The sequence below is a fragment of the Streptococcus sp. HMSC074B11 genome, assembly GCF_001808705.1.
Classification (GTDB): domain Bacteria; phylum Bacillota; class Bacilli; order Lactobacillales; family Streptococcaceae; genus Streptococcus.
On the sequence record NZ_KV794273.1, the window covers coordinates 351374 to 375642 of the forward strand.

Sequence of the window (24269 nt, forward strand, 5' to 3'; positions counted from 1 at the left end):
TTAAGTATAACCATCTAAAAATCAGGGAAAATTATGTTATATATAACTAAATAAATCTTCTTACTTCTCCGTAAACTCTCCGTCTACGACGTCATCGCCTGCGTTTCCTGTTGCTTGTGCACCTTCTGCTCCTGCTTGAGCTTGTTGCGCTGCTGCGGCTTGTTCGTAGAGTTTAACCGCAAGTCCTTGAGCTTTTTCGTTCAATGCTTCAAGTTTTGCTTTCATGTCGTCCAAGTTGTTGTCTTCTTGAGCTTTCTTAAGATCATCAAGGGCAGCTTGTGCAGCATCACGTTCTGCATCGAAGCCTTTACCTTCAGTTTCCTTGATTGTCTTTTCAGTCGCAAAGATAGCTTGGTCTACTTCGTTACGAAGGTCAACTTCTTCTTTACGTTTCTTATCTGCTTCAGCGTTTGCTTCTGCATCTTTCATCATGCGGTCGATTTCTTCGTCTGTCAAACCTGAGTTAGATTGGATAACAATTGTTTGTTCTTTTTGAGTTCCAAGGTCTTTGGCCTTAACAGATACGATACCGTTCTTATCGATGTCAAATGTAACTTCGATTTGTGGGATACCACGAGGTGCAGCTGGAATATCTGTCAATTGGAAACGTCCAAGAGTCTTGTTATCTGCCGCCATTGGGCGTTCACCTTGAAGAACGTGGATATCAACGGCTGGTTGGTTGTCTGCTGCAGTTGAGAAGACTTGTGATTTAGAAGTTGGAATTGTAGTGTTGCGGTCGATGAGTTTTGTGAAGACTCCACCCATTGTTTCAATACCCAGTGACAATGGTGTTACGTCAAGAAGGACAACGTCTTTCACATCACCAGTGATGACACCACCTTGGATCGCAGCTCCCATAGCAACTACTTCATCAGGGTTAACTGATTTGTTTGGTTCTTTACCAGTTTCAGCTTTAACAGCTTCAACAACGGCAGGGATACGAGTTGAACCACCGACAAGGATCACTTCGTCGATTTCTGACAAGCTCAAACCTGCATCTGAAAGGGCTTGACGAACTGGAACTTTTGTACGTTCTACGAGGTCACGAGTCAAATCATCGAATTTCGCACGAGTCAATATCATTTCCAAGTGAAGAGGTCCAGCCTCACCAGCAGTGATGAATGGCAAGCTGATTTGTGTTGAAGTCACACCAGAAAGGTCTTTCTTCGCTTTTTCAGCTGCATCTTTCAAACGTTGAAGCGCCATCTTGTCTGTTGACAAATCAATGCCGTTTTCTTTCTTAAATTCTGCTACCAAGTGGTCGATGATTTTTTGGTCAAAGTCGTCACCACCGAGTTTGTTATCCCCTGCAGTTGCCAATACGTCGAAGACACCGTCACCCAATTCAAGGATAGATACGTCAAATGTACCACCACCAAGGTCAAATACCAAGATTTTTTCTTCTTTGTCAGTCTTGTCCAAACCATAAGCAAGAGCTGCTGCAGTTGGTTCGTTGACGATACGTTCTACTTCAAGACCAGCAATTTTACCAGCGTCTTTAGTTGCTTGACGTTGAGCATCGTTGAAGTAAGCTGGAACTGTGATAACTGCTTTAGTTACTTTTTCACCAAGGTATTCTTCAGCATAACCTTTCAAGTATTGAAGAATCATAGCTGAGATTTCTTGTGGAGTGTATTCTTTACCGTTAGCAGAAACTTTTTCAGAAGTACCCATCTTAGATTTGATAGAGATCACTGTATCTGGGTTTGTTACTGCTTGACGTTTCGCAGCGTCACCAACGATGATTTCACCGTTTTTGAATGACACTACAGATGGAGTTGTGCGGTTTCCTTCTGGGTTTGCGATGATTTTGCTTTCAGTTCCTTCAAGAACTGCAACTGCTGAGTTTGTTGTACCTAAGTCAATACCGATAATTTTAGACATGTGTTTTTTCTCCTTGTTATTTTTTCTCTTTTTTCTTTTTGATACTCTTCTTAAGTGGCGACGCCGTCAGAGCTTGACTTCGTCAATCTCTTTGACTAAACTTTGAGCCTAAGGTCTCAAAGTTTGCGAAGATACCGCCACGGCGAAGAGTATCGCCTTTGGTTCGCTTCGCTCATTATTGGTAAAGCTGAACCATTGTTTATCTTTCTTTCATAGTTTAGTGTCGTTTCGGACAAGGTTTCAATGTATATAGGTTGCGACACGAGAAGTCGAAATCGATATTATTTCGACGACGAGTTAGTAAGGAGGCTAGGCAAACGCCATAGCGATTGCCGTTTTCTGACGAGTTGCTTTAGCTACCGTCAGAATTGCCTAGTTATAAACCACTACCATAGCCGGTCTTAGGATGCGGTCATGGAGTTTGTAACCTTTTTGGAAGACTTGTGCGATGGTGTCTGCTGGATGTTTGTCATCAGCTGGAACCGTTTGGATGGCCATGTGGTAATTATGGTCAAATTCTCCATCTGCTGGGATTTCTTCGATACCTTCTTCTTGCAGAGCATGTACCAAACTTTCTTGGACCATTTCCAAGCCCTTCTTCACATCATCTGTCAAGCCTTCGACGGCAAGGGCACGTTCGAGGTTATCCAGTGATGGCAAGATTGCTTTTGCCAAATCTTGGCTGCGATAGCGTTGCAAGAGTTGACGTTCTTCATTGGCACGGCGCTGAATATTTTGCATTTCTGCATGAGCACGAAGATATTTGTTTTCAAATTCCTCGGCACGTTCATTAGCCAAATCCAATTCCGATTTCTCAGGAGCTGTTTCTTCAGCTGTTTCCACAACTTCCTCTTCTTTTACTTCTTCATTTTTAATATCTTGGGCCATTTTCGCCTCCTTTAATGATTTCAATCTTAATTCACTTCATAGTGATTGCTGCTGAGATAGCGGTAAAAATCCGTCAACTTCATAGTCAAAACTCGATTGACAACATTAAGTTGATTGACCAATTGTTGATAATCCAGATTAACCGGACCTATAATCGCAAGAATTCCAAATCCACGATAGGGAATCAGAAACTTACTGCTAATCACTGCTAGGTCAGCAAGACAAGATTCTTGGCTATCCGCAACTCGGACACTCTGCATCTGGTCGCCAATCAAATTCTCTCGAATTTCCAAAGCAACCTTTTGTGGCTGATCAAAAAACTGATAGGCCGCTAAATTAGCGAAATTCAAAAGATTGACTTTCCCAGAAACTACGATATTTTCATTAAACATTTCTTTAAAGATATGCTCAATAAGATCCATAACGTTATCCGTTGTTGTGAAGTAACGTTGGATAATTTGCGGTATCTCTGTCCGAATCTTATAGTGAATATCCAAAACAGTCTGATCCAGGAAACGTTCTTGAATCATGGTCTTGAGGCGATTTAAATCCTCCTGCAAGAAATTTCTCGGAATCAAAAACTGACTGGTAACTGTTCTAGACTCATCAAGCGTAAAAACAGCAAGAGCTGTATGTTGTCCGAGGACAACAATATCAAAAGCTGTTAGCTTCTGCCTACTTGGTTCTACATCCAGTGCTACAACCGTACAACCACTCAAGTCTGTCAAGATTCTCATTGCCTCTTGAAGAATATCCTCAAGTTTGAAGAATTCTTGATCAAAGGCTTTTACAATCTCATAAACTTGATTCTCAGCTAAACGGTCGAAGGATAAGGAGTGTTTGACATAGTATTGAAATCCAGCCACACTCGGCATCCGACCACTGGAAGTATGTGCCTTTTCAAGCAAACCTTGCTTTTCTAAAGCCGCCATGTCATTTCGAATGGTAGCACTACTAGAGTTGATAGACTCTTGTAAGGCTTTGGATCCAACAGGTTCGTGCGTTTTGGTAAAGATGTCAATAATCAGATTTAAAATATTCTGCTGACGTTCTGTAACCATCTCGCTACTCCTCTCTGATAGATCTTTTTTAGCACTCGACACTTCCAAGTGCTAACTTATGATTCTATTATACACCCTTAGAAAAGAATGTCAAGACAAAAACTCAAAAAATTAGCACTCTTTTACCAAGAGTGCTAAAAATCGGTCTGAGGACCTAGAAGATCATCTTACATTCTCAAGATATTTCTTTTTAAGTCTGTAAAAACTATAGATTAGATAAGTAATCATGAAAGCATAAAGGGCAAAAATAAGGAAGAAAGACTGAGAGAGACTTTCGCGAAACAAGCTCATACAAATAACTAGACCGCCAGAGATAGAAACTGTAGATGTACGAAGTCTAGATTTCACATCAGCCCATTGAAGACGATTGTCCATGAAAGATTGATCATTTAAATCTACATCACAAGTTGCTTTTCGAAAAACAGTATAAGAACAATTTTCCACAAATTCCCATCCTCTATCCTTAATTCTTTGTAAATCCACCTCATTTTTTCTAAGGTAGCTAGTATTCCACACACAGTACATCACATCATCTGGTCGGCATTGCTCAAAATAGAAAAAGCCAAAACGATTCGATTTAAATTTCCAACCTTTCAGATGCATCTCATGCAAATAATCTTCAACCTTATCCAAATCAAAAATGGTAAACATTCGAAATTGTACTTTGCTATTCATTGTCTAACCTCCAAAATGGTCTTATTTATCAGATAATTCTCTCCACTTTTGAAACAATCTCCAAAAAATATAAGAAATCTGAATCGTGAAAACTATCAATAAAGTACAGTCTATGATAACAATCAAAAACATTCCCCAACTGAAATAACTTCTTCCACTGAGTAACTTTGAGAAAACCGGTAGTAGAGCTGAAAAGAGAAGAAAAATAGGAATCATCCGCATTATTAAAATGCGCTTGACCATGGCTAACTTCCCGGCCGCGTCATTATAAATTTCAAACTCGGCATCCGACTCAACTCCAGAATAAAGCTTTCTAAAATAGGAAAACCCATTAAAGTTTGTAATATGCTCCCAGCCAAAATCTTTAAACAGTTGTAAATAGGAAGCTCTCTCTGACTTCTTCATAGGATAAAAGTCCAACTGATAAACCACCTGCTCCGGTTGGCACTTTTCAAAAGTATACTTAACCGCAACTACTAAGTTAGAGTAACTTACTTCCTTAAGTTTCCAGCCTTGAGCATGCATTTCTCTGAGATAGAGAGCCTCTCTATCATAATCCGCAATGGTAGCAATTCTATAAACAACTTTCTTTTCCATCAAAGCTCCTCCCGACTATTTCTGTAGAGCCGTTCAATACGTTTGACTTCAATTTCTAAAACTTTCTGACCCAAGTCAGTTATCTGATAAATCTTTCGTTTTTCCTCTTCTCGAACAAAGGAAATCAAACCATCTTTTTCCATCTTTGACAGGGTTCCATACATGGTCCCAGGGCTAATGGAAACCTGTGAATCTGTCATCTCTTTAACCTTTTGAGTAATACCATAGCCATGATTCTCCTTTTGCAGACAGAACAAAATATAAAAACCCGTTTCAGTCATGGGAAGATAAACCCGCCTAATCTTATCTGTTAATTCCATTTCATCAGACCTCCTATTTAGTTCGATATATCGCACCTCGTTATATAAAATATATCACACCTCGATATAAAATGCAAGAAAAAAAAGATCGTCCTCACGGACAATCTTTCTGATTTATCATTAGTAAAGATCTAGGTAATTGTCAATTTCCCATTGTGAAACGAAGGTTGCATAGCTTGCCCATTCGATTCGTTTAGCTTCAAGGAAGCTAGTGTAGATGTGCTCACCAAGAGCTGCTTTGACGACTTCGTCTTCGGTCAAAGCTTTCAAAGCGTTGTGAAGAGTTGATGGAAGGTCTGTGATACCAGCCTCTTTACGTTCTTCAGCAGTCATGATGTAGATATTTTCTTCGATTGGCGCTGGTGCTTCGATTTTGTTTTCAATACCGTGCAAACCAACTTCCAAAAGCACAGCCATAGCGATATATGGATTTGCCATTGGGTCTACTGAGCGCAACTCCAAACGAGTTCCCATTCCACGAGTAGCGGGAACGCGTACTAACGGAGAACGGTTACGACCAGCCCAAGCGATGTAAACAGGTGCTTCATAGCCTGGAACCAAACGTTTGTATGAGTTAACTGTCGGGTTCATGATAGCTGTGTAATTGTAAGCGTGCTTGATCAAACCACCAAGGAAATGATAGGCTGTTTCTGACAATTGCATTCCTTTTGGATCATTTGGATCAAAGAAGGCGTTGTTCCCTTCAGCATCAAACAAGGACATATTGCAGTGCATTCCTGAACCAGCGATACCAAATTTAGGTTTAGCCATAAAGGTTGCATACAAACCATGTTTACGCGCAATTGTCTTTACAACAAGTTTAAAGATTTGAATCTTGTCACAAGCACGAAGAACTTCATCGTACTTAAAGTCAATCTCATGTTGACCTACGGCAACTTCGTGGTGACTGGCTTCTACTTCAAATCCCATTTTAGTCAAGACATTTACAATCTCACGACGGGTATTATCAGCAAGGTCTGTAGGCGCCAAATCAAAGTAACCACCCTTGTCATTCACCTCAAGAGTTGGGTCTCCATTTTCATCAAGCTTGAATAGGAAGAATTCTGGTTCCGGACCAAGGTTGAATGATTTGAATCCAACTTTCTCCATGTGATGAAGAGCTCGTTTAAGATTGCTTCGAGGATCTCCAGCAAATGGCTCTCCTTCTGTTGTATAGACATCACAGATTAATCCTGCGACACTACCGTTCTCATCTCCCCAAGGGAAGACAGTCCATGTGTCCAGATCAGGGTACAAGTACATATCTGATTCATTGATACGAACAAACCCTTCAATAGAAGATCCATCAAACATAGCCTTGTTTGACAAGACCTTGTCTAGTTGTTCATCTGTAGCAGGAATTTCGACGTTTTTCATTGTTCCCAAAATATCTGAAAACATGAGACGGATAAAGGTTACATTTTTTTCCTTAACTTCACGACGAATATCTGCAGCTGTGATTGGCATGGTTTTTCTCCTTATATATGACGACTTGCGGTTGCCTAACCGCGACCAAAAGGTGATTGTTGAGAAGCAAAGCGACTTTGTTGAAGAACTTCATTCCGAAGGGCCCGACGAACCTCAGTTTGACTAACTGGTTTCTTGGCTTTCGCCTCACGTTCGGCATATTTTTTCTTGATAGCAGCAATGTTCAGACCTTCAGAGATATAGTCCTTAATCTCAAGCAACCGATCCATATCATTTAAAGAATACATCCGGCGATTACCTTCGTTGCGATCAGGCTTTATCAACTCCTGATCTTCATAATAACGAATTTGACGCGCCGAAAGATCGGTCAGCTTCATAACACTACCAATAGGGAAAACTGCCATATTGCGACGAAATTCTTTTTCCTTCATGTGCACTTCCTCTTCTTTCTGTCTATTATAGTCTAAAAAAAATCAATCGTCAATCAATAATGTTATATCTTGTGACATTATTTTGTTTTTTTCAGTAAAATGCTCCGTAAACGATCAATATCGTAATTTACAAGAATTGCTGCAAAAACACCCATAAAAGTTTCAAATACACGAGCAAACACGTACAAAACAGTCTCTCCGCTCGGAATTGATAGGGTAATAATCAACATAGCCGCAACTCCACCGATAACACCTGCCTTATTGTTCATGGCAACATTTGTCATAATGGTTAACATGGTACAAATCGGAACAACAAGAAGGGTTACCCAGAAGGCGCCATGAAAAAGATTATTTAAGAGAAAGAAAATCAGGGCATAAAAACCACCGATACTATTTCCGAGAATACGTGATGTCCCAAAGTGGACACTCTTATCAAAGTCTTCTCTCAAGCTAAAAACGGCTGTAAGAGCTCCAATCTGAAGTCCCTTCCATCCAAAAAAACCAAAAATCATGAGGACCAAAAAAACAGCGATTCCTGTTTTAAACGTTCGCATCCCTAACTTAAACTTAGATTTATCAAATGTATACTTTTTAAAATAACTCATAGGCTCATCTTTCTTTTTTCCATTTTATCATAAATTTACTTTTTTGAGAAAGAGATTCATAAACAGAAAAGGAGAAGGTTTAATCCTTCTCCTTTATTATGATTTATTTTTCTATGATTAAAACAAATACATAAAAGCCAAAGCCAAAATACTTGCGAACAAACCGACACCCCAGAAGAAGAAGTCAACCTTCCACTCACTCCAGGCTTGGCCTTTACCTGAAAATCCACCCAACTCAAAATGGTGATGAACTGGTGTCATCCGGAAGATACGTTTTCCTCCAGTCAACTTAAAGTAGGTAACTTGCATCATGACAGATGTTGTTTCAAAAACATACACTATCCCAATCAAGAGCAAGGTCCATTCTTGGTGTAACGCCATAGAAATAGCGGCCAACATTCCTCCAAGAGCAAGACTTCCCACATCTCCCATAAAAACTTTAGCAGGCTTATGGTTAAAGACAAAGAAACCAAGAAGACCACCAATCATGGCAAGAATCACTAGGAGAATATCCAATTGGTTTTGTACATAAGCAATGACTCCATAGGCAGATAGGCTAATCACTACTGAGATACTTGCCAACCCATCAATTCCGTCAGTCAAGTTAACAGCATTCGAAAAACCAACTAACCAGAAGAGAGCAAAGAAAATGTAAAGAACGCCTAGGTGCAATGGATACCCAAATACATTTAAGACATCCCCTCCTCTTTCATAAAAGAGATAGAAGATAACTCCTCCTACTAATTGAAGCAAGAGCTTTTGTTTAGGATTGAGCCCTTCATTGATTTTACGAAAAACCTTGAGGAAATCATCTAAGAAGCCAACCAAACCATACAAAACGAGAATAAAGAGGATCATTCCGACATTGTTGGTTAGTTGATTAGTCAAAAGTGCAAGAACTAAACTAACTAAAACACTTGTTACGAGGAAGACTATTCCTCCCATTGTAGGAGTCCCAGCTTTTGCCTGGTGCTGTTTAACATCCTCATGCATCTGCTGGCCTGTAATTTGCGCCTTTCTATAAAATTGGATAAAGGCCGGAATTCCTACTAAAGTTAGTAAAAATGTCACAATTCCAGCACTAATAGAAATAAACATATTAGTCTCCTAAAGTTAATTTAATTTTTTTAATGTTTTTGATAGCTGTATTAGTCCGAACATCTTGCTTCTGAACAACGGAACCTGAACCTTCAAATTCCAGTTCAATATCCAACCATTTAGCAAAGGTCTCGGCAGTCTCTTTTTTCCAGCCATACATGTCTGGAATTTCTTCTACCTTATCCGATAAAAGGAGAACTTGTTGGTTTGGTGCAAGATTGGTCCCTTCTTCTACAGAAGTCTCTTTAATCTTTGTTCCAGTACCTACAACGATTGGTTGCACAATATTTCGGCGTAAGGCTTCCGCCAACTCACCAGGTGAAATATCCTTGATGCTAGGCATTGCATAAGAAGATTCTGTCGTAACTTTATCTAAATTTTTAGCTGTAGACTGAAGATTGAGAGATTCTTTCATAGCTGAAGCCCGCTCCAAGATTGGGGTGGCAAATTCTCCCAACTGGATACCTGAATAATGCTCAGGCTGTTGAACCGTTACATACAAGATAAAATCAGGATTTTCAGCAGGATTCATAGTCACAACTGAGAAAATATAATTGGTAGAACCAACCAAGTATCCTCCATTTTTCTCATCAGCGATTTGAGCCGTACCGGATTTAACTGCTACATTTTGTCCAGGAACTGTTATAATTGGCTTTCCTGTGTAGTGATTATACATAGTTCCATATAGAGGGTCCGTCCCAACTAAGATCATGTGATTTCGAGTTGTGCTTGCTGCCTCTTTGGAAACAGGATTTCCTACTATTTCTTTTTGTGACTTACGTACAGACTGATTGTTAGTATCATAAATAGCACTTATAAATTTTGGCTCCAGCATAACTCCATCATTAGCAATAGCTGTAAAGGCACGAAGCATTTGTGTTTGTGTCACTGAAATTCCTTGCCCAAATGAGCTTTGAGCAATACTAACAATATTATCAGCTGGAAGTTGACCAGCGTATTCATCTGTCAAGCCAAAGCGAGTTGGAACCCCAAATTTAAAGCGTTTTAGATAATCCAACCAAGTAGCATCTCCCATTTTTTGTTCAAGTAGACTCATTCCAACATTACTGGAGTGAGCGAAACCTTGTAAGAAAGTCATCATCCCACCAGTAGTCAAACCCTCATTAACATCCCAATCTCGAGTCGTCGCATCCGCTATTTTGAATTCACTGCTATTGAAGTATTCTCCACTTGGGAAGGTATTATTATCAATAGAAGAAGCTAACGTCATAACCTTCATGCCTGATCCTGGTTCATAGTTACTTTGATAAAGAATATCACGCCAAACAAAGTCCTCAGTGATTCCTTCTTTAGTATCTGCATTAAAGGTAGGTCGTTGGGTGGTAGCGAGGATTTCACCGGTCTTTGCACTGACCAAGGTCGCGGTCATATACTTACCTTTTACTTTTTCTAGAAAGGCATCCATCTGAGTTTCCATGAAGGACTGCAAAGGACTAGATAGGGTCGTATAGACGTCTTTCCCGTTTACGGTCTGTTGGGTGACTTGTTCTGTACCAGGAACAATATTACCTAGACGGTCTTTTTCGTATGTAATAATACCATCTGTCCCTGCCAATAAACTATTTAAGGAACTCTCGATACCAGATGTCCCAATTAGACTTTTCGTGCCATCTTCATTTTCATGTAACTGTGCTAAACCAATAAAGGATGAGGCAAATTTCCCATTTGGATAACTTCGATTTGGACTAGTCGTAAAATTAATACCCTCAACCTTAGCAGATTCTAAGTCCTGTTTAATGGACATCATATTAGCATAGGTAATCCCATTCCCTTTAGCACCAAAAGAAACCTGTTTGAGATTTGGTTGAGAGAGTTGATTTTTGACGTAAGTCTCCTCCATATCTAAGTATTTATGAAAAATTTCTGCCACTTTGTTGTACTGAGATTCTTCTACATAAAGAACATCACCATTAGCGGACTTATATTCTTTATCTATTACAGCATAAACATTATAAGAGGTCGCATCTTCTGCTATGGGAGTTCCATTACGATCATAAATGGTTCCCCTCTTAGCAGGGACTGTTCGAGTTGTTTGATGAACCTTATAAGCTTCTTTGACCAGGTCAACACCAAACTTCTTTCCCGTACCAATAATCACCGCAAAGTTAACCAAAAAAACAGCAAAGAGAATGACAGCCAAGAGACTAAGGCTTTTCCCAACTCGTCTGCGGTTTTCTAGAGGAGTTCTGCGATTCTTAATGGCAAAGTGTATGATTCTTTCTTTCCAGTTTTTCATTTACTACTCCGCCGATCGGATATTTTCATTATTTAATTGCAAATCTTGTGAATTTGCAATTCCGGTCAAACGTTCTGATCGGATTAATTCATTAACTTCTTGTTTAGCATCATCCAGCTCTGTCTTTTTCTCTTCAATCTGTGTGTTAACAGTTGTCAAATCATTCTGGACCTGCAAAAGTTTAGTCTGCATATAGACTACACTGATTGCTAAGACGAGAGCCGTGATGGCAATTGAAAGGTAAAAGGCCTTTTCAACACGTGAAAATTTTTTTATACGAGCTTGTAGCAATTGGCTCGTTGTTCCTCTGTTTTCTGCCATTATTTCCTCTTACTTGTGAATTTTTCTTGCCACTCGAAGCTTGGCTGAGTGGGAACGATTATTGGCTTCCAATTCTTCCTTGCTTGGTAAAATCGGTTTCCGAGATACCAATTCCATTTTGGGCTTGAGATCGTCTGGGATGAAAGGCAAACCTTTAGGAACTTCAACTGTGGAAGCTTCCTTAAATAACTGTTTGGTCAAGCGGTCCTCCAGCGAATGGAAGGTAATCACTGATATTCTGCCATCTAGAGCCAGCATATCCATAGCCTGCTGGATTGATTCATCTGCAGCACCCAGTTCATCATTGACCTCTATACGGATAGCTTGGAAAATTTGTTTGGCTGGGTGGCCTTTTTTCTTGAGCTCCTTTGCCGGTTTGGCAGATTTAATAATCTCTGCCAATTCCGTCGTGGTCTCAATCGGTTTCTGTTCACGCGCCTGTTCAATTTTTCGAGCAATCTGTTTGGAAAACTTGTCCTCTCCATATTTGAAAAAGATTCTTACCAAATCATGGTAGTCGTAGTGATTAACGACTTCATAAGCGGTCAAACTAGCTTCCTGATTCATGCGCATATCCAGCGGTGCATCCTTCTTATAGGAAAAACCACGTTCACGCTGATCCAACTGCGGGCTTGACACACCTAAATCATAACAAATTCCATCAATTTCAGTCACACCTAAGTCATGTAAGCGGTCCTTCAAATGACGGAAATTATCCTTGATGAAGGTGACCATGCCCTTTTCAATGTAAGGCGCCAAACGTTTTTGTGCATTATCAATAGCGTTTTGGTCCTGGTCAAAGGCATATAAATGCCCCTTCTCACTTAACTTACTTAATAAATACTCGCTGTGTCCTGCTCCTCCCAAGGTCGCATCAACGTAAATACCATCAGGTTTTACATCTAGCATATCAATGGTCTCATGGAGCATGACCGTTACATGATGAAATTCTTTTGTCATATCTTATCTATTTTACCACAAATCCGACTAGCTTGCACTCACTAAAGCTAAAACATTCCACTGTTGCTTTATTCCTTATACTCGACAGGCTTCTCAGCTACTTGAGCTAGCCCTGAGTCTACTTCTGGATTCAGGTGATGATGAACTGCCTCTGCCACTGCTCTTGGTATACCAACAGCGACAATCTCATCCACACTGGCTTCCTTGATTTTTGTCAGAGATTTGAAATATTTCATCAAATTCTGCTTGCGTTTTGGACCCAAGCCTTCAATTCCATCCAATTGAGAGGAGAAGGAATTTTTAGAACGTAGTTGTCGGTGGAAGGTAATGGCAAAGCGGTGGACTTCATCCTGAATGCGTTGCAGGAGGAAAAATTCTTGAGAATTGCGAGACAACTCTACCACCTCAAGTGGGTCTCCAAAGAGCAATTCATGGGTTTGGTGCTTGTCATTCTTTTGCAGGCCTGCGATCGGAATATCTAACCCCAACTCTTCTTGAATGACCTGTTTAGCGATATTGACCTGACCCTGACCACCATCGATGACGATTAAATCTGGTGGTGTCAAACCGTCACGCTGGACTCGTCCATAACGTCTACGAATAACCTCTCGCATACTTGCATAGTCATCTGGTCCGACCACAGTCTTGATTTTATACTTACGGTAATCCTTCTTGCTCGGTTTTCCGTTAACAAAAACAACCATGGCAGAGACTGGACTAGTCCCCATAATATTAGAGTTATCAAAAGACTCGATACGGACTGGGGTTGGAATTTGTAGAAGTCGTCCAAGATTTTCAATAGCTCCTTGAGTCTTTTCAACTGATTTCTCTAACAGATTAAACTTCTGCTCTAAACTAACACGAGCGTTTTTGATAGCCAGATTAACCAGTTGCTTCTTCTCCCCTCGTTGGGGCTTGAGAACCTTTGTATCCACCAAAGCCTTGATAGCTTCTTCGTCAATATCTTGAGGGATCAGGATTTCATTGGGAATCAGGTGAGATTTCTCCTGGTAAAATTGCCCCACATAGGTCAAGAAATCCTCGTCTGGATCGTTGTAGTAAGGGAAGAGATTGACATCGCGTTCAATCAGTTTACCTTGACGGACAAAGAAAACCTGAACACACATCCAACCCTTATCCACGTAGTAACCAAATACATCACGGTTTTGGAGGTCTTTAGCCATGACTCGTTGCTTAGTCCGAAGGGTGCCAATAGCCTGAATCAAATCACGGTATTCCGCGGCACGTTCAAACTCCATACTTTGGGCTGCCACAGCCATCTTCTCCTTGAGGTCATCAATGATTTTATCGTCTTGTCCCTTGAGAAAATCAGAGACTTCTTGGGACATAGCTTTAAAATAAGCTTCATCCTTGCGACAAACCGTATGAGCCATACACTGGCCGATATGGTAATAAAAACAAACCTTAGAAGGAGGATTGGTACACTTGCGAAAAGGGAAAATCCGATCCAATAGCCGTTTGATTTCATTGGCCGCGCCCACATCCGGATAGGGACCAAAATAGAGTCCTCCGTCTTTCTTGACCTGACGGGTAATAATCAAACGAGGATAACGCTCATTGGTAATTTTGATAAAAGGATAGGACTTATCGTCCTTGAGCATAATATTGTATTTAGGCTTGTTTTCCTTAATCAGGTTGATTTCAAGTAGAAGAGCCTCAATATTGGACTCCGTAACGATAAACTCAAAATCCACAATTTCAGATACTAAGGCTTCTGTCTTGGTATCATGACTTCCACGGAAATAGGACCGTACACGATTACGCAGATTTTTAGCCTTCCCCACATAGATGATGGTCCCATTCTTGTCTTTGTGGATGTAACAACCTGGACTAGTTGGCAAGAGCTCCAGTTTTGATTTGATCAAGTTATTCATAGTTCCATTATAGCAAAAACTCCTTACCATTGCTGACATCAAGAAGTCCTATTTGAGCTTAAAAACACTTATTCTCCAGAGCCGTAAAGTTTCTGAACTGCTTGAACATCTTGAGCCTGAATACCATAGTATGACCCCGCTGGCTGCATGACCGAAACTTCATTGGTATGTTCCAAACCAATGGCATGCCCTAGCTCATGCTCTGCTGTATGCAAGATGCGGTCGTAGGTATAGCCATAGTTTTGATTAGATAAATAATAATGATTCAGGCGAACGGTCACTGAAATGAATTGTTTGGTTAGGAGGTTTGTCTGACTCTCCGCCTCACCGGCAACAGATGTGGAACCATCATTCATTTCAGTCGCAAAAATAGTTGCTTGGTCAGGTTCTGTCACAACTACAAAATTAAAAGCGCCAGTCTGATTCCAGTTTGCAATAGCTTCGGCATAAGCCTTTTGAAAGGTTGTATCCATTTGGGGATCAATATAAATTGTCGCCTGCGCTTGGGACCATTTTACTCCTGAATCTTGATGATGATCGGTCTGAGACAAGCCTTGCAACTTACCAGTTTCTTGCCATTGATGCCAACCTGCTTGACCAACTTGAACAAGTTGCCCCGCTTGATTGAAGACACCAGATAAATCTCCCGTCACATACCAGAGAATCCCTAAAGCAATGAGCATTAAGACTACCAGAGTCCACACAAGGCGCCAGAACATGCGCCAAATCCCTAGTAACAATCGACATAGAACACGTATAATCCAGAACATGATTTCCCGCCTTTCTAAAAAAATAAGAATCTATCTTTTAGCCAAGGTTTCCCATTCTAAAGATAGATTTCTTATTTTACTCGAGTAAGCTGAAAGAAAACTAAAACCACTTTGTTCACTTATCTTCCGATTATTTTTTTCAAAAATTGTAAACACTTAAACTTGATTGGATTTGGATAATATCGGAAAGTTCCTGCCTTTCTCACAATATAACCATTAAAGTTCTACTTAAATCGTAATACGCCATCACTTCCATCAAAAATCCCTTGAATACCCAGAAAATTGTATTTGCCAATTTTTCTTTCCAGAGCCTGCTTCATTGCATGATATTGAAGCAAAAACGGAGCAGAAAACTTCTGATACTCTGTAAATGAGCCTCCAAACAAATATGCTACTTCCGTATTTGTGTAAATGATTAAAGCACAAGCTAAAGCAATGTTGTCAGATTCACTATCCAAGTTCCTCAAAAGATCTTTTTTCTTTTGTAAAGCTTGATATTGCTGTTTAAATTGCTTTGACCTTTCATCAAGACCAGCCTGCTTCACATCGAGAGCTTCGATTGATTTTTTAGGATTCACTTCAGCAATTAGAAAAGCCGTCTTGTCCTCAAAAGCATCATACAATTTACAGTAATAATCTAAATTCTTATCCTTAAACCCTTGTCTCTTCCCTGTTTCTTCAATAATTTGTTTGAATTTTGAAATTTCATCTCGTTCTATATTTCTTACAATCAGATTAAAATCATATGCTGATTGAATATTTCGAATACTGTTTTTATTAAAGGATTTCAGCAAAGATTTCTCATCGTAACCCTCCAAATCTTTGATAAAATGCCAAAAAACTTCGCCATTAGGATAACCGGTTGGCAAACCATCAAATTGGTAGCCTAAATTACACAAATCTTGGATAATACTTTTTCTTCTTCATCTATTGGCTTCCCATCACTGTCAAAAGCTTGACAGGTCTCATAGGGTTTTACAAGCAACTCTAATACACCATTTTGCTTGGCATATTCTTTTAACTCCGCATAAAAAACTGGAAGGGCATCTTGTTGGGTATAAAACGGCCCCGAATTGAGCTCCATATGCAGACCACCTAGCATAGGCAAGCTATAAACCAGAGCTGCAACTTGAATTTCTCCTTCTTGTTTTAAAGCAAGATAAACAATTTGAGCTCCTCTTTTTTCTATCAAATCACCCATCTGGACAGATTGCATAAAGGAACGAGAAGAAACCTGATTAGAAGTAAGTACGAAACTCTTCTTTCGTGAGTGTAATTAGTGCCATGTACTTACTTTCTATGTTTTTTTCTTAATGTTTTACGGAAATCAAGAGCAAGTCTTAACAGAGGATAGAGAGGATGAGTGGGCATTGTAAATTCACCCAAGTATTCTTCAATCGTTGGATTAAATTTCTCCTTAAAATGATAAAGTCCACCATTGAGAGAGTTTTCAACACCACCTAAATTTTGCCACACCATACCTCGCTCAAAGGCATAGCGAGCTGTTTCATACCAAGTTAAAATTGGTGCATTATAACGTTTAAAAACATCATCCATACCAGCATATAGATTGACAGAAGTTTGTCCGAATTCTAAAGTCAAGGTAGCTGCTAAAGGAACTCTTGCTTGACCTGCATCTATATATTCCTGCAAGAAAGTCAATTCCTCTAACAAACGTTCTTTTTCCTTCTTCTGCGCTTCTACTTTTGAAGTGCGAGTCGACTCAGTAAACGTCTCTTCCAAGGCTCTATTTTTCGCTAACTGTTCTTCTAATTCTTGCGAACGTTTAGAGACATCCAAGGTTGCCAACGTGATATAGGCCTTGTCCTTAAAATTATCTAACAATTTTTTATAATAATCTTCATTCCTCAAATGAATCTCTTTTCGCTTCTCGGTTTTTTTCATCAAAAAGGAAAAAGGCGCTAATAATTCAGTTCCACCAAATTGGATCTCTACTCCCTTATTTTGCGCTGTTCGAATAGCCTGTTTTGTTGACTTAGAAAGTTTATCTTCTTCAAAATTTTCCTTGTATATTTTCGCCTGAATACGAGGTTGAATAGTGTCTCCCATTTCCTCCGTTTTTCCTGACCACCTTACTCCCATTTGTTGCAAACTATCAATAATAGCCAAATTTTCAGGATATTCTGTCTTTTCCTGATTGATTAAACTTTGAGATAGGCAAATACTTGGGTCAAAAGTCACAAAAACCGCTCTCTTACTGCGAGCATAAGACTTAATAGACTGCAGGACAAACTTTAAAAGTTCTGTATCCCTATAATCCAATATGGGACCTCTTGGAATATAAAACATTTTATACCCCAAAGGCAGAGACTTAATGAGAATACTAGCCACAGCCAGTAATGTTTTCCCTTCATAAACACCAAGTCTCTCATGATTCCAATCAGATTTCACTTTTTCCCAGGCACTGCTTTGTAATATATTGACCAACTCATGTTGTTCGATAAATCGATCATGCTCTAACGAAGAAATACCAATTTGATAACGATACATATCTCACTCTCTTTCACCTAGTATCTCATTACTATTTTACTACTTTCAATTAAAAAGTCTAGTGAAAATAAACTCTCATTTTCATTTTTAACCTTAGAGAAATAGTCTATATTATTTTATCGATAAAAAACTAGCTCAATCTCTCTTCCAAAACAAAATCAATCGGCAGTGTAGCCAAAAACCGTTCCAATTGTTTTTCCCAATAATACCATTCATGAGTTCCTGCACTATGGCTATAGGTCACATCAAAACCAAGCCTTTTGAGGTTCTTCACCGCTAGGTTATTGGCAGCATACAAGAAATCTTGTTCACCACACCAAGCCCAGAGCTTGGTTTTCTTATCAGACTTTTTAGCGAGTGTTTCAAGTGAGTAAGGGCTAGTTTCCCAGTTATCAAGCTTACCAAAAACACCTCGCCAGTAGGCACGCGTCCCTAAATCTTGACTTTCAGGAGAAAATTCCTCAAAACTGAGAGCACCAGAAAAACTAGCTGCGTGTGAGAAACGATTGGTTGACAAAGCCAACTTGAAGGAACCGTAGCCTCCCATTGAAAGGCCAGCGATAAAAGTTTTTTCACGCTTGCTAGATATATTAGGGAAGAAACGTTTGAGCACTTTAGGCAGTTCTTCTGCTAGAGCTGTATAGTAGTTATAGCCATACTGAGTATCTGTATACCAACCGTTACTTGTATTAGGCATGACAACAATCAGATTGGTCCCTCGCACCAAGCGCTCTACATTGGTCCGTTTGAGCCAACTGTTGTGATTCCCTGACATCCCATGAAGGAGATAAAGAATAGGAATATCTGTAGAATCTGGCTCCTCAACCCGAGACGCATCAGGGTAGAGAACATTCACTCCCCACTCCATATCTAAAACTTCTGAGTAATACTCAATCTTCATTACTGCCATAACTTGCTCCTTATTCATTTAAGATAAGAAAAAGCCGAAACTCGACTTTCTCTTGCTATTTGATCCTATTTTGCTTCCATGACTACTGGTAAGATAGCTGGGCGACGCTTGGTTTGGTCAAAGAGGAACTTGGCCAAATGATCACGTACCTTACCTTTGAGTTCCGCCCAATCAAACTCTTCACCTTGTAGATAGTCTTCTACTGTTTGATTGACTAACTCTGTACTTTCGCGCAAGATATCACGGCTCTTCTTGAGATAGACAAATCCACGCGTGTGCACTCGAGCTTTAGCAATGATTTTTTTCTCACGACGGTTAACAGTGATAGCCACAATGAAAATCCCATCTTCTGACAAGACCTTACGGTCACGAAGAACGACATTCCCAACATCTCCAATAGCATTCCCGTCAATCAAAACATCGCCTGCTGTAACTGCACCAGATGGAACAAAGTCCCCATGCTCGTAAGACATAGTAGTCCCTTTTTTAGGGATAAAAATACGTTCTGGTAGCATACCAACTGCCATAGCAGCCTTAGCATGGGCATCCAACTCACGGTATTCTCCTTGGATCGGGAAGAGATACTGAGGTTGCAAGAGATTGATCATCAATTGCAAATCACGCGCATTCCCATGTCCTGACACACGCAAGCTATGAGTAATTGGCTTAACAACTCCACCTGCTTGATAGACCATATTTTCTACACGTGCCATAACCGCTTCCTTGGCGATAGATGGTGTTGTAACGATATAAACTAGGTCACCTTCTTTGATTTCAACATAACGGTGACGACCGATAGACATCTTGCGTAGGCCGTTAATGGGTTCACCCATACGTCCAGTTTCAAGAATGATCAACTCATGATCTTCAAAACGCGTCATATCTTTTGGTTTAATCAAAAGATTTTCACTTGCTAGAGACAATTTTTTCAGACGAATCGCTGTACGGACGATATTTTCAATATCAAATCCTGTCAAGACAACACGACGTCCTGTCTCCGCAGCTGCGTCAAAAACTTGCTGGATACGAGAAAGGTTACTTGCAACTGCAGCAACGATGATGCGTCCATCCCAGTCAGAGATGGTTTGCGTGATTTCTACACCAACTTCATTTTCACTGGCTACTTGGATATTGCTATCTGCATTCGCAGAATCACTTAGAAGAGCCAGGACTCCTTCACGACCAATTTCGGCTAAACGTCCAAAGTCAGTGGCATAAGATTCACTAGCTGTTTGGTCAAACTTGAAATCTCCTGTATAGACGATGTTGCCTTCAGATGTTTTCAAAACCACACCCAAACTTTCTGGGATAGAGTGGGTTGTACGGAAAAAGGACACTATCGTTCCACCAAAATCAATCTCTGTATTTTCATCAATCACATGGAAATCATCAAATTTCTTGACGCTGTCATTTCCCTTAACAAAGAGTTTAGCCAGTTCGATAGTCAATTCTGAGCCAAATACAGGAACCTTAGCTTCTGCCAAGAGATAAGGAAGGGCCCCAATCGCATCCGCATGCCCGTGTGTTAAGAAAACTCCAGCAATACGGTCGCTATTTTCAAACAAATAGTCCATATTTGGAATAACGACATCGACACCCAACTGTTCATTTTCAGGATATTTCAAGCCTGCATCTAATACAAAAATCGAGTCGTTAATTTCTGCGATGTACATGTTTTTACCATTTTCACGTACACCCCCAAGTGTTGTTAGTTTAATAGTATTCATTTTTCCTCCGAATAGTCACTTCTACTGTTTGTAGAGCTTTTAATGCTCTCTTTTTCTGAAAGTTCAATTCACTTTCAGCCGAATCTTTTCCATTCATTATACCATTTTTTTACTAATTTTCAAAATTAAGGTTTCCAGTTAAAGAACTATCAATAACTCTTCTCAAATGCACAAACAAGTGAGAACTACAAGCTCCTCAAAAGAATGTTTTCTGACTAGCTGCCTGTCACTCTTCAAATCTTTCCGCGACATTGAATAGCACTTCGCAGTCACAGTAGGCTCCATTTGCTTCTAAAAAGTCTCTAACTGTTTCGACATCCACATTGTGCTCTTCTAGAAATGTTTGTGTTAATAAAAAATCGTCCTGACAAGTTTGATATTCAAGCTATACATCCAAAAAGTCAAACAAGTCAAAAAAGAGCTCCCTAGACAGGGGCAAACTTTCTTCGAATTTTTGTCTTTCTTGCTTTTTATAGTCCGCTCGTAATCTCTTTTTCTTCAGCTTATCCATTTGACACCTCTAGACTTTCCTTTGACCAGTTTATCTGCCAACTAGTCCTCTTTCCTCATTATAACACAAAACCGACTCCAATTGGAGCTTATTCATGAATATAAAAAGAGTCAGCAAGCCAACTCTTTCTATTTCTATTCATTTTTTTCCATTAAGAAATCATAGATTTCCTGGACTGTTCCAAGAGCCATAATCTCTTGATCTTTAACAGTTTGTTTCAGCTTTTGATAAATCTGACTCTCAGCTATATCACGCTTTTCAGCCTCTTTATTCACCCTCATGACTCCATTTTCAATGGTCACAAAACCAAGCTCTTCAAATATCTGAATCATTTTGACTAACAAGATTTGCTCAATCTTGAGATAGGCCGCCAAATCCTTGAGTTTATAGCGAATGTCAAACTCTGGGAACTGATAGATGGTTTTATACAATTTTGCAAACTGCTCTCTTGTGCCATAGCCCGTCAAATAGTAAGCCTTGGCTATATCATTTTTAAAGTAAAGAGCTGAAAATTCCTGCTCCTGACAGATTTTCTTAAGGAGGGATATATCCTCAGGAATATTCTTCACGACAATAGCTGAACAAGAGGTCACATCAGGTAGCTCTTGCGTAAAATCCAAAACGGCTACCCCTTCTGGTAACAGGGCATTCTTGCCACGAATGTTAAAGAGCTGGACACCTTCTACACGGGCGTCAACCATCATCAACTGCAAGGTGGTTTGTCCATTCCATTGGTTGACAGAGAGAGTCACCGCCAATTCCAATTGCTTGGTCTGTGAGAATTCAGTCGCCCATTTCCCTTGACCAAAAGCGACCACCTCAAAACTGGATTCACCTTTGGAAATTTTCAGCTTGAGATGAGCATTACCAGCCCCCATAACGCGAGCATTTTCAACTTGAAAATCTCGAATATAGAAGACAGGTTTTTGGTTATCCATCCCAAAAGGAGCTAGACGTTCAAAACTTTTCACCGTCTCCAGACTCAAGGTCTCTAAATCCAGTTCTTCATCTAAAAATAGATTGTTTTTACCTTGGGCATCTGCGCCTTTTTCTCGGATATAGGCTTCCAAAATATCAGATAAGACTTCCAACTTATCCGCTTCAAGGGTCATACCTGCAGCGCCTGCGTGACCACCAAAGGCGATAAATAGTTCTCGATGCGGGTCCAAGGCTTCAAAGATATCGACTGCTTCAATGCTTCGAGCACTCCCCTTGGCGCGTCCACCTTCGATATTCAAGACAATGACTGTCTGACCCAGTTCTTCAAGTAAGCGCCCAGCTACAATTCCAAGAACTCCCGGATTCCAGCCTTCCTTAGCCAAAACTTGAATACTTTTCTCAGGATCCACCATGCCTTTAGCTTCATCGTAAATCGACTGAACAATTTCCTTACGTTCTTCATTCTTTTGATGAATCAAAAGGGCGATTTCATGCACTTCCTCATCGTCAAATCCAGTCAACAAATCAATAGCTGGATTGGGATCATCCAGGCGTCCTAGGGCATTTAAACGTGGTGCCAATTGAAAACCAACCGTCTCTTCTGTCACATCGCTACTCGAAATCCCAGCGATTTCAAACATTTCTTGCAGGCCCATTCGTTGAGTATTGCGCAAGACCTCAAGACCATATTGGACCATGATACGATTTTCGTCAGTCAAACTGACCATATCGGCAATTGTACCGATAGCAACCAAGTCTAACAACTCAACCTGCACTTCTTCCAAAAGGGCACAAGCTAGCTTAAAAGCAACTCCACAACCCGCTAGATGTTTGAAAGGATAGTCCGCCCCTGGATGTTCAGGATGAATAATAGCATAGGCATCTGGTAAAACTTCAGGCATAGAATGGTGATCGGTCACAATAACGTCCACTCCCATAGACTGAGCCAAATCAATGGCTTCATGCCCCGCCACACCATTGTCCACCGTCACAATCAAAGACACACCCTGCTGTTCGATAAAATATTTGTAGACACTGGCATTTGGACCATAACCATCCGTAAAGCGATTGGGAAGATAGACCAGGCACTCAGCACCCAACTGTTCTAAACTTTCCTTAACAATGGAAGCAGAAGTCATCCCATCCGCATCGTAGTCCCCGTAAATGAGAATCAACTCCCCTTGCTCAATAGCATGGCGAATCCGCTCCACTGCCTTTTCCATATCATGCAGAAGGTAGGGATCATGCAAATCCTCCAAAGAAGGTTCTAAAAATTTTTTCAGACTGGTCTCATCCTTGATGCCTCGTTCAAATAACAAACGAGCTACTTCAGGTCCCAAACCAGCTTTCTTAGCTATCTTTGTAAAATCCGCATCTTCAACTTGCGGAGCAAATTGCCAATTATAAGTAGGAATTATCAAAAAAATCATCCACTCTTTCTTACGATTCTATCGTTTTATTATAACATGATTTTCAGTTTTTCTCTTGATTTTCTAACTAATTTGATGACTCTTCATCGCTCTAAACAGTCACTTTTAAAACATATACATGCCAAAGTGTCATTCCTTTTTTTACTTGACTTTTGCAATTTCCCCTCAGATAAGGTATAATAATTGTATTGTCTTTTGGGGTCGTTACGGATTCGACAGGCATTATGAGGCATATTTTGCGACTCGTGTGGCGACGTAAACGCTCAGTTAAATATAACTGCAAAAAATAACACTTCTTACGCTCTAGCTGCCTAAAAACCAGCAGGCGTGACCCGATTTGGATTGCTCGTGTTCAATGACAGGTCTTATTATTAGCGAGATACGATCAAACTTTGTCTAGCAGTTTGATAAGAGATTTATAGACTCGCAGTTTCTAGGCTTGAGTTATGTGTCAAGGAGCTGTTAAAACAATACATAACCTATGGTTGTAGACAAATATGTTAGCAGGTGTTTGGACGTGGGTTCGACTCCCACCGGCTCCATTATATTTTAAAAAGGCGGTGGGACAGAAATCGATAGACAAAGTCTCGATTTCGTAGTCCCAGCCCCGCGAGGATGATTAGGAGCTTTTTGGAGTCTAAAAGACGAACAAAAAGTTCAATCAGCTACCGCGTCAAAGTTTGATTCCTAATAAAAAGTGAGGTCGGGATCTTTTGTCCCAACCTCTTTTTTGTTTGCCTAGTTTACAAGGCTCTATCTCCATATTTTAAAAATAAATAGTTAACTTTTATTTTATAGCAACCATCCTAATGATACTCGATAGAAATTCTCCACTTTAATTTCTATAATTTTCTAGCATTTTAAAAATTTACTTTTTACCACTTTTCCATTAAGTAGCCCAATCAAAAAACCGTAAGAATTTCTTCTTACGGTTTTTCTAGCAATCTCATAGAATCAAGATTCTTAGATTTGCTTTATTTGAGTAATGGCTTACTCTTCTTCCTTACGTTTTTTAGAGATAAGGAGTCCTCCTGTCACTGCTGCAAGAAGT

The 24269-nt window shown here is 40.0% G+C and carries 19 protein-coding genes, 1 other RNA gene and 2 pseudogenes; 1 reads left to right on the forward strand and 21 read right to left on the reverse strand.

Going from position 1 to position 24269, the window contains the following annotated elements; all coding sequences use genetic code 11:
- Positions 1–60 precede the first annotated feature (60 nt).
- The 21 genes and pseudogenes from dnaK to recJ all read right to left on the reverse strand — a co-directional run bounded on the left by dnaK (position 61) and on the right by recJ (position 23209).
- Entirely contained in the window at positions 61–1884 is a 1824-nt protein-coding gene (gene dnaK / locus HMPREF2619_RS06715; protein ID WP_070460235.1) for a molecular chaperone DnaK, read from the reverse strand.
- Between the two features lie 372 nt (positions 1885–2256).
- On the reverse strand, positions 2257–2772 hold the full coding sequence (gene grpE / locus HMPREF2619_RS06720; protein WP_070460237.1) for a nucleotide exchange factor GrpE: 516 nt from the start codon (positions 2770–2772) through the stop codon (positions 2257–2259).
- A gap of 26 nt (positions 2773–2798) precedes the next feature.
- The gene (hrcA, locus tag HMPREF2619_RS06725; RefSeq protein ID WP_070460239.1) at positions 2799–3833 is read right to left on the reverse strand and encodes a heat-inducible transcriptional repressor HrcA; all 1035 of its coding nucleotides are present in this window, start codon (positions 3831–3833) and stop codon (positions 2799–2801) included.
- Between the two features lie 162 nt (positions 3834–3995).
- Positions 3996–4508: a DUF2812 domain-containing protein gene (locus HMPREF2619_RS06730; protein ID WP_070460241.1), complete on the reverse strand. Its 513-nt coding sequence runs from the start codon at positions 4506–4508 to the stop codon at positions 3996–3998.
- A gap of 21 nt (positions 4509–4529) precedes the next feature.
- On the reverse strand, positions 4530–5105 hold the full coding sequence (locus HMPREF2619_RS06735; RefSeq protein WP_070460243.1) for a DUF2812 domain-containing protein: 576 nt from the start codon (positions 5103–5105) through the stop codon (positions 4530–4532).
- On the reverse strand, positions 5105–5425 hold the full coding sequence (locus tag HMPREF2619_RS06740) for a PadR family transcriptional regulator (protein ID WP_070460245.1): 321 nt from the start codon (positions 5423–5425) through the stop codon (positions 5105–5107). The genes HMPREF2619_RS06735 and HMPREF2619_RS06740 overlap by 1 nt, the downstream gene beginning before the upstream one ends.
- A 120-nt stretch (positions 5426–5545) precedes the next feature.
- The gene (gene glnA / locus HMPREF2619_RS06745) at positions 5546–6892 is read right to left on the reverse strand and encodes a type I glutamate--ammonia ligase (protein WP_070460247.1); all 1347 of its coding nucleotides are present in this window, start codon (positions 6890–6892) and stop codon (positions 5546–5548) included.
- 35 nt (positions 6893–6927) lie between these two features.
- Positions 6928–7284: a transcriptional repressor GlnR gene (gene glnR / locus HMPREF2619_RS06750; RefSeq protein ID WP_000659542.1), complete on the reverse strand. Its 357-nt coding sequence runs from the start codon at positions 7282–7284 to the stop codon at positions 6928–6930.
- 77 nt (positions 7285–7361) lie between these two features.
- Positions 7362–7889: an FUSC family protein gene (locus HMPREF2619_RS06755; RefSeq protein WP_070460249.1), complete on the reverse strand. Its 528-nt coding sequence runs from the start codon at positions 7887–7889 to the stop codon at positions 7362–7364.
- A gap of 117 nt (positions 7890–8006) precedes the next feature.
- Positions 8007–8987: a phospho-N-acetylmuramoyl-pentapeptide-transferase gene (gene mraY, locus HMPREF2619_RS06760; RefSeq protein ID WP_070460251.1), complete on the reverse strand. Its 981-nt coding sequence runs from the start codon at positions 8985–8987 to the stop codon at positions 8007–8009.
- Between the two features lies 1 nt (position 8988).
- On the reverse strand, positions 8989–11244 hold the full coding sequence (gene pbp2X / locus HMPREF2619_RS06765; RefSeq protein ID WP_070460253.1) for a penicillin-binding protein PBP2X: 2256 nt from the start codon (positions 11242–11244) through the stop codon (positions 8989–8991).
- 3 nt (positions 11245–11247) lie between these two features.
- Complete coding sequence (gene ftsL, locus HMPREF2619_RS06770) at positions 11248–11565, reverse strand: cell division protein FtsL (RefSeq protein WP_070460255.1); 318 nt, start codon at positions 11563–11565, stop codon at positions 11248–11250.
- A 9-nt stretch (positions 11566–11574) separates the two neighbouring features.
- Complete coding sequence (gene rsmH / locus HMPREF2619_RS06775) at positions 11575–12525, reverse strand: 16S rRNA (cytosine(1402)-N(4))-methyltransferase RsmH (RefSeq protein ID WP_036754792.1); 951 nt, start codon at positions 12523–12525, stop codon at positions 11575–11577.
- 68 nt (positions 12526–12593) lie between these two features.
- Entirely contained in the window at positions 12594–14420 is a 1827-nt protein-coding gene (uvrC, locus tag HMPREF2619_RS06780; RefSeq protein ID WP_045614564.1) for an excinuclease ABC subunit UvrC, read from the reverse strand.
- A gap of 68 nt (positions 14421–14488) precedes the next feature.
- Positions 14489–15190, reverse strand: coding sequence for a M57 family metalloprotease (locus tag HMPREF2619_RS06785; RefSeq protein WP_070460257.1), 702 nt, complete (start codon positions 15188–15190; stop codon positions 14489–14491).
- A gap of 119 nt (positions 15191–15309) precedes the next feature.
- Positions 15310–16476 (reverse strand): annotated as a pseudogene (locus HMPREF2619_RS06790) (peptidoglycan bridge formation glycyltransferase FemA/FemB family protein).
- A 4-nt stretch (positions 16477–16480) separates the two neighbouring features.
- Positions 16481–17701: a peptidoglycan bridge formation alanyltransferase MurM gene (locus HMPREF2619_RS06795; RefSeq protein WP_049494141.1), complete on the reverse strand. Its 1221-nt coding sequence runs from the start codon at positions 17699–17701 to the stop codon at positions 16481–16483.
- 130 nt (positions 17702–17831) lie between these two features.
- Positions 17832–18611 carry an alpha/beta hydrolase gene (locus tag HMPREF2619_RS06800; protein WP_070460259.1) on the reverse strand — a complete coding sequence of 260 codons (780 nt, stop codon included), beginning with the start codon at positions 18609–18611 and terminating at the stop codon, positions 17832–17834.
- Positions 18612–18676: 65 nt separating this feature from the next.
- A complete protein-coding gene (locus HMPREF2619_RS06805) occupies positions 18677–20338 on the reverse strand; it encodes a ribonuclease J (protein ID WP_070460261.1) in 1662 nt (553 codons plus the stop codon).
- Positions 20339–20564: 226 nt separating this feature from the next.
- Positions 20565–20705 (reverse strand): annotated as a pseudogene (locus tag HMPREF2619_RS11805) (DUF2695 domain-containing protein); the annotation flags it as partial.
- Positions 20706–20983: 278 nt separating this feature from the next.
- The gene (gene recJ / locus HMPREF2619_RS06815; protein ID WP_070460282.1) at positions 20984–23209 is read right to left on the reverse strand and encodes a single-stranded-DNA-specific exonuclease RecJ; all 2226 of its coding nucleotides are present in this window, start codon (positions 23207–23209) and stop codon (positions 20984–20986) included.
- Positions 23210–23415: 206 nt separating this feature from the next.
- Between recJ and ssrA the strand changes: the two genes are divergently transcribed.
- Positions 23416–23763: a transfer-messenger RNA gene (gene ssrA / locus HMPREF2619_RS06820) on the forward strand.
- Positions 23764–24269: the final 506 nt, after the last annotated feature.